The 14,540-nt window shown below is 33.6% G+C and carries 17 protein-coding genes; 13 read left to right on the forward strand and 4 right to left on the reverse strand.

The window, feature by feature from the left end:
- Nucleotides 1–91: 91 nt before the first annotated feature.
- Nucleotides 92–211 (reverse strand): YjcZ family sporulation protein, encoded by a 120-nt coding sequence (locus tag ACUXVC_RS08235; protein ID WP_000120179.1) that lies wholly within the window; start codon nucleotides 209–211, stop codon nucleotides 92–94.
- A gap of 233 nt (nucleotides 212–444) precedes the next feature.
- On the opposite strand from ACUXVC_RS08235, the gene ACUXVC_RS08240 reads away from it, so the two are divergent.
- Both ACUXVC_RS08240 and hfq read left to right on the forward strand, forming a co-directional pair.
- Nucleotides 445–663: an aspartyl-phosphate phosphatase Spo0E family protein gene (locus ACUXVC_RS08240; protein ID WP_000291691.1), complete on the forward strand. Its 219-nt coding sequence runs from the start codon at nucleotides 445–447 to the stop codon at nucleotides 661–663.
- Nucleotides 664–716: 53 nt separating this feature from the next.
- Entirely contained in the window at nucleotides 717–905 is a 189-nt protein-coding gene (gene hfq, locus ACUXVC_RS08245) for an RNA chaperone Hfq (protein WP_000400665.1), read from the forward strand.
- Between the two features lie 27 nt (nucleotides 906–932).
- Here the strand turns inward: hfq and ACUXVC_RS08250 are convergent, their stop codons facing one another.
- Nucleotides 933–1,535, reverse strand: a complete 603-nt coding sequence (locus ACUXVC_RS08250; RefSeq protein WP_000400762.1) for an HD domain-containing protein — start codon at nucleotides 1,533–1,535, stop codon at nucleotides 933–935.
- A gap of 172 nt (nucleotides 1,536–1,707) precedes the next feature.
- Here ACUXVC_RS08250 and ACUXVC_RS08255 point away from each other — a divergent pair, with 172 nt between their 5' ends.
- The 7 genes from ACUXVC_RS08255 (at nucleotide 1,708) to ACUXVC_RS08285 (ending at nucleotide 9,881) form a co-directional block, all read left to right on the forward strand.
- The gene (locus ACUXVC_RS08255; RefSeq protein ID WP_000504186.1) at nucleotides 1,708–2,541 is read left to right on the forward strand and encodes a flagellar motor protein MotP; all 834 of its coding nucleotides are present in this window, start codon (nucleotides 1,708–1,710) and stop codon (nucleotides 2,539–2,541) included.
- Between the two features lie 19 nt (nucleotides 2,542–2,560).
- The gene (locus ACUXVC_RS08260; protein WP_000033627.1) at nucleotides 2,561–3,238 is read left to right on the forward strand and encodes an OmpA family protein; all 678 of its coding nucleotides are present in this window, start codon (nucleotides 2,561–2,563) and stop codon (nucleotides 3,236–3,238) included.
- A gap of 150 nt (nucleotides 3,239–3,388) precedes the next feature.
- Entirely contained in the window at nucleotides 3,389–3,757 is a 369-nt protein-coding gene (locus ACUXVC_RS08265) for a response regulator (RefSeq protein WP_000940568.1), read from the forward strand.
- A 129-nt stretch (nucleotides 3,758–3,886) separates the two neighbouring features.
- Nucleotides 3,887–5,905: a chemotaxis protein CheA gene (locus ACUXVC_RS08270; RefSeq protein WP_069355332.1), complete on the forward strand. Its 2,019-nt coding sequence runs from the start codon at nucleotides 3,887–3,889 to the stop codon at nucleotides 5,903–5,905.
- A gap of 173 nt (nucleotides 5,906–6,078) precedes the next feature.
- The gene (locus ACUXVC_RS08275; protein ID WP_001115016.1) at nucleotides 6,079–7,716 is read left to right on the forward strand and encodes a flagellar motor switch protein; all 1,638 of its coding nucleotides are present in this window, start codon (nucleotides 6,079–6,081) and stop codon (nucleotides 7,714–7,716) included.
- Between the two features lie 29 nt (nucleotides 7,717–7,745).
- Nucleotides 7,746–9,137 carry a transglycosylase gene (locus tag ACUXVC_RS08280; protein ID WP_088021859.1) on the forward strand — a complete coding sequence of 464 codons (1,392 nt, stop codon included), beginning with the start codon at nucleotides 7,746–7,748 and terminating at the stop codon, nucleotides 9,135–9,137.
- Between the two features lie 27 nt (nucleotides 9,138–9,164).
- Entirely contained in the window at nucleotides 9,165–9,881 is a 717-nt protein-coding gene (locus tag ACUXVC_RS08285; protein WP_016082186.1) for a hypothetical protein, read from the forward strand.
- A 31-nt stretch (nucleotides 9,882–9,912) separates the two neighbouring features.
- On the opposite strand, the gene cheR is transcribed toward ACUXVC_RS08285, so the two are convergent.
- Nucleotides 9,913–10,695, reverse strand: coding sequence for a protein-glutamate O-methyltransferase CheR (gene cheR, locus ACUXVC_RS08290; RefSeq protein ID WP_140163670.1), 783 nt, complete (start codon nucleotides 10,693–10,695; stop codon nucleotides 9,913–9,915).
- Between the two features lie 39 nt (nucleotides 10,696–10,734).
- Nucleotides 10,735–11,232, reverse strand: a complete 498-nt coding sequence (locus ACUXVC_RS08295; RefSeq protein WP_001020110.1) for a flagellar motor switch protein FliG — start codon at nucleotides 11,230–11,232, stop codon at nucleotides 10,735–10,737.
- A gap of 143 nt (nucleotides 11,233–11,375) precedes the next feature.
- Between ACUXVC_RS08295 and ACUXVC_RS08300 the strand changes: the two genes are divergently transcribed.
- From ACUXVC_RS08300 to ACUXVC_RS08315, 4 genes are read left to right on the forward strand one after another with little or no spacing between them, the layout of a single operon-like run.
- Nucleotides 11,376–11,840, forward strand: a complete 465-nt coding sequence (locus ACUXVC_RS08300; protein WP_000946323.1) for a YaaR family protein — start codon at nucleotides 11,376–11,378, stop codon at nucleotides 11,838–11,840.
- A gap of 15 nt (nucleotides 11,841–11,855) precedes the next feature.
- Nucleotides 11,856–12,308 carry a hypothetical protein gene (locus ACUXVC_RS08305; protein WP_144465366.1) on the forward strand — a complete coding sequence of 151 codons (453 nt, stop codon included), beginning with the start codon at nucleotides 11,856–11,858 and terminating at the stop codon, nucleotides 12,306–12,308.
- A 17-nt stretch (nucleotides 12,309–12,325) separates the two neighbouring features.
- Nucleotides 12,326–13,624, forward strand: a complete 1,299-nt coding sequence (gene flgK / locus ACUXVC_RS08310; protein ID WP_016082184.1) for a flagellar hook-associated protein FlgK — start codon at nucleotides 12,326–12,328, stop codon at nucleotides 13,622–13,624.
- 41 nt (nucleotides 13,625–13,665) lie between these two features.
- Complete coding sequence (locus ACUXVC_RS08315) at nucleotides 13,666–14,529, forward strand: flagellar hook-associated protein 3 (protein WP_001266403.1); 864 nt, start codon at nucleotides 13,666–13,668, stop codon at nucleotides 14,527–14,529.
- Nucleotides 14,530–14,540: the final 11 nt, after the last annotated feature.

Raw genomic sequence — 14,540 nt, forward strand, 5'->3', positions numbered from 1 at the left:
GATATAAATTCATACGAAAGTATGAAAAAAACAGCTCAAATATGAGCTGTTTTTCTATAGTTTTTAGTTCATTTGTCAAGGATAGGATATATTAATATCCGTATCCGCCGCCACCCCAACAGCTACATCCGATGATGATTAGAAGGATGAATAGTACGATAAGCAAAGCAAATCCACCGCCGAAACCAGCGCAACTTCCACCATAACTCATATGTTTTCCTCCTTTTTAGTAAGTTAATCTATATGGTTCATGGACTACTATATACAGTATGTTTTTTGTATAGAAAACGAGCCAGTCTCATTTATAATTAGACAAATGCCTGTAGATTCATTAGGATTGTATGTTAGTGATTTGTAAATAAACCTTTACATGATTCGTAATTTAGGCATAGAAAAATAAAAAATTGTAAAAAAAACCATTTTTTTATTTTTTTATGAGAGAATATGTACTATAATTTTACAAGTAATATTATGGGAAAAGGGAGTTTTAGTATAGAGATGGAGATGGGACAATTACAAAATAAAATAGAAAACAAAAAGAAAGAATTAATTCAACTTGTTGCGAGACACGGATTGGATCATGATAAAGTTTTGTTATTTAGTCGTGATTTAGATATACTAATTAATAAGTTTATGAATATAAAAGACAAAGTGCATAAATAAAAAATTTATAGTTTTTTATATTAAGATGTTTCACAGAAAGGAGAGGACAGTAATTGGAACATTTACAGGAAGAATTGTATAAACAAATAAAAGAAGAAAAAGGTACAGTTACAATTTTCTTAAAGAGTGGCGTTAGAATAGTAGGAGAAGTTGTTGGAGTAGATAAATTTACAGTTTTAATTTTAGTGGATGGAAAACAACAGCTTATTTATAAGCAGGCTATATCAACAATAATGAAATAAGACACTCTTGTTGAGTGTCTTATTTCATTATTGCTTGCATGCCTCAACATCAATGCCGGCAGCAATTAACTTCTTTTCTCCATCTTGTTCAATAATTTTTTGTAATTTAGATAGGAAAGAATCAAAGTTTGTATGCTTTGCTACTTGGAATGTCATTTTATGTTCAATTGGTAGCCACGTATCAATATCAGCTTCGTTATGCTGGATTTTCACCTCAAGTTTATCGAGTGCATTAGCAACTTTTGCTTCGTAAGTTTCTTTTGCTTCAAACTCCATCCATAAGTCATATAATTCCTCACCGAGAGAACCTTTTAACGTTTGTTTAATATTTAAAATAGCTTCTAGTTCATTTTTTTGTTTTTGTAGCTGTAATTCGTGACTATTCATCGTATCAAATGCAGGGATATCACCAGCTTCGGCTTCGACTAGGTCGTGAATAATAACCATTTTAAGTAATTTCTCAATATTTACTTTTTGATCCAAATAAGGTTCAACTAAAATGGCCATTAGAGACATACGCCATGTATGTTCGGCAACACTTTCTTGACGTCCGTTGGAAAGCCAGCTATGTCGCATTTCATATTTTAGTTTTTCTGCTAATGCAATGACTTGTAAAATGTTGTGTTCCATCGTGAGCCTCCTCATGTTTTTATACCATAATTCTAATATAGAAATGAAATGTGTCAATTTCATGAGTATATTGCGATAAACAGATGATAAGCGTATAATACATGTTATATGTGAAAACGTATTATTAAAATAAAAAAATGTTATATGAAAATGGAAAGGAAAGGGCAGAAATATGGGAGAAAAAAATCAAGTATTAGCTAGACCACAAAGAAGAAAAAGGAAGTTTGATATTTCTAGCCCAGTGGGCATTATAGTAGGTTTCATCATAGTGATAGCGGCGATTATGCTTGGCGGCGGTGGAATAAAAGCTTTCAAAAACTTTTTAGATATTTCATCTATTTTAATTGTCATAGGGGGAACAACAGCGACAATTGTTGTGGCATATCGATTTGGAGAAATAAAAAAATATACGAAAAGTATTTTCACTGTTTTACATAGAAGAGAAGAAGATTTAGAACAGTTAACGGATTTGTTTGTTGATTTTTCAAAAAAGTCTAAAAAGAACGGTTTGCTTTCTTTAGAGGTTGATGGAGAGCAAGTAGACAATCCTTTTATTCAAAAAGGAATTCGATTAATGTTAAGCGGTTACGATGAAGATGAATTAAAAGAAGTGTTATTGAAAGATATTGAAACGGAAGTGTATGAGTTAAGAAAAGGAGCGGCATTATTAGATAAAATTGGTGATTTTGCTCCAGCTTGGGGAATGATTGGTACGTTAATCGGTCTTATCATTATGCTCCAAAACTTACAAGATACATCGCAAATTGGTACAGGGATGGCAGTTGCGATGTTAACGACATTATATGGGTCTGTACTTGCGAATATGATTGCAATCCCTCTGTCGGAAAAAGTATACCGTGGTATTGAAGATTTATATACAGAGAAGAAGTTTGTAATAGAAGCAATTTCAGAATTGTATCGCGGACAAATCCCTTCTAAATTAAAGTTGAAACTGGATACATACGTATACGAAACAAAGGTAAAAAAGGTAAAAGGAGCAGCCTAATATTTCAAGGAGTGGTATGATGAGTAAAGGACCGCAAAAGGGATCGCCTCGTTGGATGACGACTTTTACAGATTTAACGATGTTATTATTAACTTTCTTCGTGTTACTAGTTGCTACATCAAAGCAAGATGCAGTAAAATTGTCAAAGATGCTTGAAAAGTTTAGTGATACGGGGCAAGTAGATGCAAAAGTAATGGAAAATACAATACCAGATATTTCACATGAAAAAAATGATGAAAAAATGATCTCAAAAAAGAGAATGGATGAATTATATAAGAAGTTGAAAGCGTATGTAGATAATAACGGTATTAGTCAAGTGAATGTATATCGAGAGGATACAGGGGTAAGCGTCGTTATAGTAGATAATTTAATATTTGATACAGGCGATGCGAACGTTAAGCCCGAAGCGAAAGGGATAATAAGTCAATTAGTTGGATTTTTCCAATCCGTACCTAACCCAATTGTTGTAGAGGGACATACAGATAGTAGACCTATTCATAACGAGAAATTCCCTTCTAATTGGGAGTTATCTTCAGCACGAGCGGCAAATATGATTCACCATTTAATTGAAGTGTATAATGTGGATGATAAAAGGCTAGCTGCGGTAGGATATGCAGACACAAAGCCAATTGTACCAAATGATTCACCGCAAAACTGGGAAAAAAACCGTCGCGTTGTTATTTATATAAAAGAGTAGTATATTATTATTTTAATAATAAAATAATAAAAATACGAAAATTCTTTTAAAAAAATATTAAATTTTATCATTTTATTTTGTATAATGAGTGAGAATGATAAGGTGAAATATTAAGATATATTTATACATAGAAGGAGAGAATTAAAAAGAATGGCACATAAAATTTTAGTAGTAGACGATGCGATGTTTATGCGAACGATGATTAAAAACTTATTAAAAAGTAATGCTGAATTTGAAGTTATCGGCGAAGCAGAGAATGGGGTAGAAGCAATTCAAAAATATAAAGAACTTCAACCTGATATTGTAACATTAGATATTACTATGCCAGAAATGGACGGGCTTGAAGCATTAAAAGAAATTATTAAAATTGATTCAAGTGCAAAGGTTGTTATTTGTTCTGCAATGGGACAACAAGGTATGGTATTAGATGCAATTAAGGGCGGGGCAAAAGACTTTATTGTAAAGCCATTCCAAGCGGATCGTGTAATTGAAGCTTTAACAAAAGTAGCAAATAGTTAATATAGAAGGGGTGCCACAAGGAATCAAAACAGTGATAGCGGATCGACGTGTGGCCCCCTTTTTTCTCATTATAAAACACTAAATTGTTATACATAAATGAAATGTTTGTTAGACAGGTAGGGGATAAAAATGCAAACAGATCTATTAAATATATTTTTCGAAGAGTCAGAAGAACATTTACAGTCGCTAAATGAAAATGTGCTAGTGTTAGAGCAAAATCCTGCTGATATGGATGTTGTAGGAGAAATATTCCGCTCCGCTCATACATTCAAAGGTATGTCTGCGAGTATGGAATTTACAGAGATGGCTGATTTAACGCATAAGATGGAAAATGTGTTAGATGAAATTCGTCATGGAAATATAGTTGTAAATGCGGATATTATTGATGTGATTTTTGAGTGCATTGATAATTTGGAGAAGATGGTTGCAGATGTGCAACAAGGTGGAATGGGCAATATTGATGTGGTCTCAACTAAACAGAAATTAGAAGCATTATTGAACGGAAATGTAGAAACTCCTACGGAACATGTAGAGCAAAATCATATAGACAACGATGATGCAGTTTCACATGAAGTGCATATAACAGTTGAACAGCAAGCAATTTTAAAAGCAGTACGTGCCATTATGTGTATTGAAGCATTGCAGAATGTAGGGAATATACAAAAAACAGCTCCGAGTATTGAAGAAATTGAAGCAGATGCTTTCGGATTTGAATTTACAGTATTTATGGATACTGATTGTAGTATAGAAGAATTGAAACAAGTAGTACTTCATGTTTCTGAAATTGAGAAAGTGGAAGTAAAGCAAGGAGAACCTATATCGAGGGAAGTAGCTTCTAAAAAAGTTGTTACACAAGAAGTTGTGCAAGTAGAAGAAATGCTACAACCAGCTGTGGCTACGCAGGTAGAATCACCGATAGTGGCAACGAATCAACCTACAAGTGCTATGCCAGCTAAAAGTACTACAAAAACGAAAAATGCTAAAGTGGAGAATCGTTCAATTCGTGTTCAATTAGAGAAAATCGAAAGATTAATGAATATGTTTGAAGAAAGTGTAATTGAACGTGGGCGCATTGATGAATTGGCTCAAACGATTCAAAACAAGGAGTTAATTGAACATTTAAATCGATTAGGCGATATTTCAAAAGATATTCAAAACGTACTATTAAATATGCGTATGGTGCCGATTGAAACTGTGTTCAATCGTTTCCCACGTATGGTACGTATGTTAGCGAAAGATTTAGGGAAAAAAATCGATTTACAAATTACAGGTGAAGATACTGAAGTAGATAAAATTGTTATTGATGAAATCGGTGATCCGCTCGTTCATTTAATTCGAAATGCAATCGATCATGGTGTTGAAACTGTTGAAAAACGACGTGATGCAGGTAAAAATGAGACAGGTACTATTAAATTAGAAGCCTTTCATAGTGGAAATCATGTCGTTATTCAAATTACGGATGATGGAAACGGTATTAATAAAGGGAAAGTATTAGAAAAAGCGATTAAAAATGGCGTTGTAACTGAAGCAGATGCAAATAGATTAACAGATCGTGAAGTGTTTGATCTTATTTTCCAACCAGGATTTAGTACAGCTGAAGTTGTATCAGATCTTTCTGGACGCGGTGTCGGATTAGATGTTGTAAAACATACGATTCATAGTTTAGGTGGACATTTAATCATTGATTCTGAGGAAGGAAAGGGAAGTACATTTAGAATTGAACTTCCGTTAACGTTGTCTATTATTCAATCTATGCTTGTTCAAACGAATGATAAGCGCTATGCTTTACCTCTTGGAAATATCGTTGAAGCAATTCGAATTAAGAGAGAAGACATCCAATCCTTACAAGGAAAAGATGTGTTAAATTATCGTAATCAAATTATTGAAGTGAAACATTTAAGTACTGTATTTGGTGAAAAAACAGTAGATGAGGCGTTTGCGTCATATGATGGTCAAATGGTTCCTGTGTTAATTGTTCGTAATACACATCGCAGCTATGGACTTATTGTAAACACAATTATCGGTCAAAGAGAAATAGTCTTAAAGTCATTAGGTGACTTCTTTGCAGAGAGTTCTAACTATTTCTCTGGTGCGACGATTCTCGGTGATGGACGAGTGGTCCTCATTTTAAACCCAGAAGGTTTATAATAGGAATGAAGGAAAGCTCCCCACTTGTATACAATTGGGGAGCTTTTTGGCTAATCGTTACCAATCTAATAATGGGAATACATACATATTAACGTTTTATATAATAAGTTTGCTAAAATCAAATGAGAGTTTATATTATTTGATAGAAAAACAGAAATGAGGAGGCAGGGAAAATGCCTGAGCAACACACAAAAGGGGATACGAGCACGATTGTGCTAGAAAAAGAAAATGAGCATTTAACGCCTCAAGAATGCGATATTCTTGGCGAAATTGCAAATATATCATTTGGTTCAGCTTCGACTGTATTATCAACGATTTTAAATAGGCAAGTAAGCATTACTGCTCCTCGCATAGAGTTGGTAGATTTATATGATTCAAGAGATGTCGAAGTTCCACATGTTGTATTAAACATTCATTTTACAAAAGGATTAGATATGGAAAACCTTCTTGTTCTTAAACAAGATGTTGCATTGTCCATTGCTGATTTAATGATGATGGGAACAGGTGAAGTGGAGGATGGAAAAGAACTTGGTGAATTAGAACTAAGTGCTGTACAAGAAGCGATGAATCAAATGATGGGATTCGCAGCTACATCTATGTCGGAATTCTTCCAAGATACAGTAGATATGTCTCCGCCGACGATTAATGTTGTAAAGTTATCAGAAGAAATGGAGAAAATCTCTGAAATCGATGGGAATCATACGATTGTTAAAGTGTCGTTTGATTTAAAGATAGATAATCTTGTAAACTCTAAACTTGTACAAATTGTTTCAGTTGAGCATGCGAAACAAATGGTAAATAAATTAATGCAATTATCTGGTGGAGTAGAAGAAAAAGACGAGCCAGCAGAAGTAGTGGAAACTGAGATTGTAGAAGAAGTTGAAAAAGAGCATTTAACACAAGAAGAGAAAGATGTGCTTGGTGAAATTGCAAATATTTCAATTGGTTCCGCTTCAACAGTATTGTCAACGCTTTTAAATCAGCCAGTTACAATTAGTACACCAAATGTGGAAGCAATCAATGTTCGTCATTATGATGGAGTACCAGTGCCATTTGTTATTTTAAATGTTGACTTTGTTGAAGGGCTAAAGAATGAGAATGTATTCGTATTTACGAAAGATGTCGCCTTAACAATGGTAGATTTAATGATGATGGGAACAGGGGAAGTTGATCCGGAAAAAGAGCTTACTGAATTAGAACTGAGCGGTATTAAAGAAATTATGAACCAAATGATGGGTCACGCTGCTACGGCGATGTCAGAAATGTTCCAAGAAAAAATGGACATGACGCCGCCAAATGTTAAATTTGTAACGTTAAAAGAAGAAATGGAGTATTTGGGAGAGTCAATGGAAGTGGACGAACTCGTTCAAATTACGTTCAATCTTGAAATTGGCGATCTGCTTCAATCGAAAATGTATCAAATTTTGCCGATTTCTGAAGCGAAAGAAATGGTAAGGCGACTTCTGTATCCGATGGTGGAAGAAGAAGAGATTGCAACAGAAGAAATTGAAGAAGAAAAAATTGTAGAACCAGTTGTGCAACCAATTGAATTTAAAGAAGTAAAACAAATGGAACCAGTATATATGGACACGTCCATTCTACAAAATGTAGAAATGAACGTGAAATTTGTATTTGGAAGTACAGTGAAAACAATTCAAGATATATTAAGTTTACAAGAAAATGAAGCAGTTGTACTAGATGAGGATATTGATGAACCGATTCGTATTTATGTAAATGATGTATTAGTGGCGTATGGTGAACTTGTAAATGTAGATGGATTTTTCGGAGTAAAAGTGACGAAATCACTATAAGGCATTGAAATAGGAGTTTGAACTAGTAGATGAAAAACGTAAAGTTTTTTCTAATGAGTTGGCTATGCATACATGTGTGCTTGTTCTTCCCCTTGCAAAGTCAGGCTGAGGAACAAATTGAGCCAGATCAAAAAATAAATGAAGTGAATGTACAAGAAGAAAATAAGGAATCTCAAGAACCGCCAGAGCAAGTGGAAACGAAACAAGATGAAGAGAAACAAAAAGAAGAGAAACAAAAAGAAGCGGAACAACAAGAAGTAGCAAATAAACAATTGAGTGAAAGAAAGATAGAAACGGAACAGGGAATTATTACGATAAATAAGCCGGAGCTTAAAGTTGGCGAAGAAGTGCGGATTGCTGTAGAACCAAATGGGAAAAACATTCAAAGTATGAAAGGTATATTGCAGTTACAAAAAAATGGCGAGCAATATGCGCAAGAAAGAATGTTATCTTTTGAGTATGATGAAGAAACGAAGAGCTGGGTTGCTAACTATAAAGCAGGGGATTTTGATTTGCAAGGTGATTGGAATCTTCAGCTTGTTCAAAGTTACAAAGAGAATGAGAAAGAAGAGCTCGTAAAAAATGAAGTAAAAGTCCCACTCATTCGGATTAAAAATGAAACGCCAACTATAGATAAAGAATTGCCAAAGTTACAGAAAGTTACTATTGATGAAGTAAAAGAGAACTTAGTTGAACGAAAACAGGGAGATTCTATACATCTACGAGTAAAAGCGTCAGATATAGAATCGGTTGTAAAAGAAGTGCGCGTTACATTAAAAGGGAAAGAAAATAAAGAGCTTTCGTTTTTATTAGATTACAACAAGCATGATATGGATTGGCAAAAAGTATTTGAAATAACAGAAGCATTGCCGGCTGGTCCATATGAATTACTTGTAGAGATAATAGATGCAGCAGGTAATAAACTTGTTGAGAAAAGTGAATATATCATTTCTGTTTTGGCACCAAAAAACGAAGATGATAAAAAGATAGAAGAGAAAGAGAAAGAAGATAAATTAGATAATAAACTAGAAAATGAATTAGAAGATAAGAAAGAAAATGAGAAACAAGAAGATTCGAAAGTCAAAAACCCGCTTCCAGAAGAAAATTTGCCAGTTGTTCAAATTCCGAAGCAAGATGAGATAGTAAATAAGTTTATAAAAGAACCGTTGAAAGAGAAAGAGGAATTTACTTACGTTATAAAAGAGCCGTTCGAAGACAACAAGGAAGTACATAAGGGGAAGGACCAAAAAGAGAAAAATAACAAACAAGTTGCCTCTAAAAAGAAAGAACAAAAAGAAGAACCGAAAGACAAGAAAGAAGAAAAAGGTGAACAGGGAGTGCAAGCTTCTGATGTGTTTACTATCATGTCAGGTTTATTCGTACTGTTTTTAGTTTTAAAGAGTAATAAAGAATGGGGCTAATTATTTCATAGTAGTGGAGGCACTTAAATGGAGATTAAACGTACGACAATTGAAGATAAGGCGTTACAACCATTAAAACAGCCTGCAGCTATTTCGGAGCATGAAATCCAGAAAGAACGAAAGCGTAGCAATTTAGTGTTTACTGGACAGTCTAAAATTATTTCGAAAAATAATGAAATAGGTATTTTACTTGCCAGTTTAAGTGATGGAAAGATTATGAAGGAAATGCTTTCTAAAGAGATGGATACAGTGTTACAACTTTTTAAAAAGTTACACACGTTATCTGGAGAAGGTAAGCAAACAGAAAAAATATTTGAACAAGTAATTAGAAGCCTACAAGGGCTTGTTAAGCAGGCGCATATAAAAGAACTTCCTTTGTTAGATGGAACATATGATTTCGCTGAAGTACAACTATCATTTGGTAGAAAAGTACATATTCCGTTACTAGATGTGAGTGCACTTATCTCTAGAGTGGAAAGTGATTCTTCAGAAGGAAATATAAATTTGATGGTAACGGTTATTACTGCTTATATAACGAAACTGTCTAACGAAACAATTTTAATTAGCGTTACAGACCGTATTGCTAAAGATCGGGATGTAAGTGTATGGAGAGCGCTTGCGGAAATGAACATGACACAATTGTCACAGGCGTTGAAACATACGGTGCAAGAACATAAATGGTCTATGACGTTTCTTTTTCTATTTATATGGATTGTCGGTATTATTTTAATTCGAGTTATGTAAAAAGGTCGTCACTCCATTGTGACGACCTCTTTTATATTTTTTCGTAGAAGAATGTATCAAATCGCTGAAGATTGTAACGTTCGGGTGTTAAAATTTGTTCCGTACTACCAACAAATAGTACACCGCCTTTTCGTAAAGAACGACTAAATTTTTCATAAAGTTTTACTCTTGCTTCTTCTGTAAAATAAATCATTACGTTACGACAAATAATCAAATCATAATTTGTATCGAACGACTGCATTAAAAGGTCGTGCTGTTTGAACGTAACGTTTTGTTTAATGTTTTGATGCAATGAATATATATCATTCTCTTTTGTGAAATGACGTTCTTTCAAATCATTAGGTAATTCCTTCAGAGAACGTTCTGTATATTGACCGCGTTTTGCGGTTTCTAAAATATGAAAATCAAGATCTGTTGCTTGAATTTCAAAACGAAATGGAGCTAGATGCTTTGATAAAATTAAAGAGAGTGTGTACGGTTCTTCACCAGCAGCGCAAGCGGCACTCCATACCTTTAATTTTCCGCTATTTTGTTCGAGTAATTTTGGTAGTGCTTTCGACTCTAAAGTTTGCCAGCGTTCTTTATTTCTAAAAAACTCTGAAACGTTAATTGTAATATAGTCAATAAAATTTAAAAATAAATTTTGATCAGCGCGTAATTTGTTTGAAAAATTAGTGTAGTTTTCGAAGCCTTTTCTCGAAATGAAAGCATCGATTCTACGGCGCATTCTATCTTGTTTATAAGAAGCGATATCCATATTGAATTGTTGTTTAAAACTCGCGATAAAATGATCATAATCTTGTTCAATTATCATATTTACAATGGGCACAATAATGATATTGTGCCTCCCCCTTTACATCATACGAATTTTTTGTTCAAAGCTTTTTTTCATTTGCTTTTCATGTAATCCTGGTAAATCATAAATGACAGCATCAATACCTGCTTCTTTTGCAACATCGACAGGGATGACAGATGTATGTTTGTCCCCATTATAAAAACAGAGAACTAAATCAGTGTCTTCAATAATTTGTTTAACAAAAAACATATAATCTGATCGGTAAATGGAGTCAGAAGGATGATCAAAAGCAACATATTCGGCTCCGTGTTTTTTTAAGTAATCAACGACTTCTTGAAATTCATCTGTTATTGCTTGCAATGGTTGCAGTGTGTAAAGGCATAAATTTTGAGCGAGTCTTTCATTCTCAACGAAAAAACGAAGAACCTCATTTTCAATAGATTTATAACATAATATGTAAATTTTATGTTTGTGAGCATAGTCAGTTAAAAATTTTTTAATTTCTTCTTGATCTAATGCTGTTAATTGATTTGAACCACAAAGGAAAATATTCATAGAATTGTGCCACCTCATGCTAAATTGTAACATATCTTTTATAAAAAATAACTGCAAAATATTACTGTTCAGAGTATAATTATAAATAACTGGATTTTACGATTAAGTTTAGGAAGAAATAAAAAAATAAATAGGTGATATATATGCTACGTTCTATCTCGCATAATCCAATTTTATCGCATATACCGCCTGCTACTCAAATGCCGAAAGAAGCAAATGTCAGGACAGGACTTGCATTTTCGGATAATTTGCATGCAGATCCGAAAAAAGATAAATTACTAGAACAAATGGAAGCGTTTGTCGATAATATTGGAGAAATTAAAGAGAAAATTGAAATGGAATTAACGCTTGATAATGTAATGGAATACAAAAATACAGTAAAATCATTTTTGAATTTTTACGTTGATAATGTATTGCAGTATAAAGATGTCATGTCTCGTCACCCACGTTACGGATATTCACAGAAAATGACGATTGTGAAACAGGCAGAAATGGGATTGAATGAATTAGAAGATGTGATGAATTTAATTAATACGAAAACAGGACATTTAGAAATGTTAAATCAAATTGGAGAAATCCATGGTTTAATTGTGAATTTAGTCTTGTAAAAGGAAGGAAGCTATATGTACATACAATTATATGAAAAACTCGTTATTATTCAAAAATCGTATGAAAATATTCAAGCGCTTGGAGAGCAAATATATGAGAATTTAAAAAATAAAAATGTAAATGCAGTTCAAAAGTTGCAAGTAGAGCAATTGCAGTACATTGATGGTTTAAAAGGGTTATCAAGCTCATTTGAAGAAATGGTTGTTCAGTTCTGTAAAGAACAAGGAGTTGAATCGTTTCGTGTAAGTGCGTTATTTTCGTATTTTTCTCAAGAAGAAATTGAAAAAATGGAAGAATTACAAAAAAACGTAACTGAATTAGAAGAGAATGTAAAAATGATTCTTTTGAAAAATCAATATTACTTAAACGTACTATTAAAAACTACAGAAAGTATTGTGGATTCTGTTTCTGAATATAACTTAGAGCGAAACAATAATTCGCAAATCTTTATGAACGAACTATTGTAAAGGAGAAGTGAAGCTTTATGAGATTATCTGATTATAATACACCGCTATCGGGTATGTTAGCGGCTCAAATGGGGTTACAAACAACGAAACAAAACTTGTCTAACATTCATACACCGGGGTATGTTCGTCAAATGGTGAATTACGGATCTGTTGGAGCAAGTAATGGTCATACGCCAGAACAGAGAATTGGTTACGGTGTACAAACGCTAGGTGTTGACCGTATTACTGATGAGGTAAAAACGAAGCAGTTTAATGATCAATTATCTCAGCTCTCTTACTATAACTACATGAATTCGACTTTATCACGTGTAGAGTCTATGGTTGGAACGACAGGAAAGAATTCGTTATCTAGTTTAATGGACGGTTTCTTTAATGCCTTTCGTGAAGTGGCGAAAAATCCAGAACAACCAAACTACTACGATACATTAATTTCTGAAACTGGGAAGTTCACAAGTCAAGTGAATCGTCTTGCGAAAAACTTAGATACAGTGGAGGCACAGACGGCAGAAGATATTGAAGCGCATGTTAATGAATTTAATCGTCTTGCTGCTAGTTTAGCAGAAGCGAATCATAAAATTGGACAAGCAGGTACACAAGTGCCAAATCAACTTTTAGACGAACGAGATCGCATCGTTACAGAGATGTCTAAGTATGCAAATATAGAAGTATCTTATGAATCTATGAATCCTAATATCGCGAGTGTTAGAATGAATGGTATTTTAACAGTAAATGGACAAGATACATATCCACTTCAATTAAATAAAGAAAAAGACCCAATGTCAGTTGAGATTTACGGTTCAGAAATCAATGTAACTAGCGGAGCGATAAAATCAGCGATTGACACGAAAGCGAAGATAGTTGATTATAAAAAAAATCTTGAAGACTTAATGAGTTCGATGAAAAATCAAGTGAATACAGTGATGGGAAAAGATTTCTTCGTTGGAGATCATGCGAAAGATATGAAGTTAAATCCAGAATTCCAAAAAGATATTTCGAAAATGAAAATATCTGCTGAAACAGCAAATAAACTAGCAGCAGTTACAGAGGACGATTATAAAGAAGGTCTTTCTTATAAACAAGCATTAGATCAATTTATAGTTCGTGTTGCATCTGATAAAAGTGCAGTAAATGGTTATCAAAAAATTCATGGCGACTTACTAGAAGGTATTCAACAAGAAAAAATGAGCGTTGAAGGTGTAAATATGGAAGAGGAAATGGTAAATTTAATGGCCTTCCAAAAATATTTCGTCGCAAACTCTAAAGCTATTACTACAATGAATGAAGTGTTTGATAGTCTATTTTCGATTATTCGATAAGTGATAATAATTGATTGGAAATATATAAGGAGGAGATAGAAATGAGAGTATCTACATTTCAAAATGCAAACTGGGCAAAGAATCAGTTAATGGATTTGAATGTGCAACAACAATACCATAGAAACCAAGTAACTTCAGGGAAGAAAAATCTTCTTATGAGTGAAGATCCACTAGCAGCGAGTAAATCATTTGCGATTCAACATTCATTGGCGAATATTGAACAAATGCAGAAAGATTTAGCTGACTCAAAAAATGTATTAACACAAACTGAAAATACTTTACAAGGTATTTTTAAATCTTTAACGAGAGCAGATCAATTAACGGTACAGGCATTAAATGAGCCAAATGGTGAAAAAGAATTGAAAGCCATTGGTGCAGAGATTGATCAAATTTTAAAACAAGTTGTATATTTAGCGAATACGAAAGAGCAAGGTCGTTATATTTTCGGTGGTGATAGTGCAGAAAAGTCACCATTTACAGAAGATGGTACGTACCAGGGCGGAAAAAATGATGTGAACTGGCAATTAAATGATGGTTATGAATTAAAGGCATTTCGTAACGGAGAAGCATTATTATCACCGGTTATAAAAACGTTAAAACAGATGAGCGAAGCGATGCAAAAAGGTGACCAAAAAGCGTTACAACCGTTATTAGGAGAAAATAAGAAAAACTTAGATGGCATCATTAACCGTACAACTGAAGTTGGTTCAACAATGAACACAATGGAGACGTTTAAAACAATTTTAAGTGAGCAAAATTTAGCGCTTCAAGAAAACCGTAAAGAAATTGAGGATGTTGATTTAGCGGTCGCAATTTCTGACTTGGCATATATAAATGCAACGTATGAAGCGACGCTTAAAGCGGTTAGTACGATGAGTAAAACGAGTATTTTAGACTACATGTAATCTATAAGGAG

This window comes from Bacillus sp. N6, from assembly GCF_052805735.1.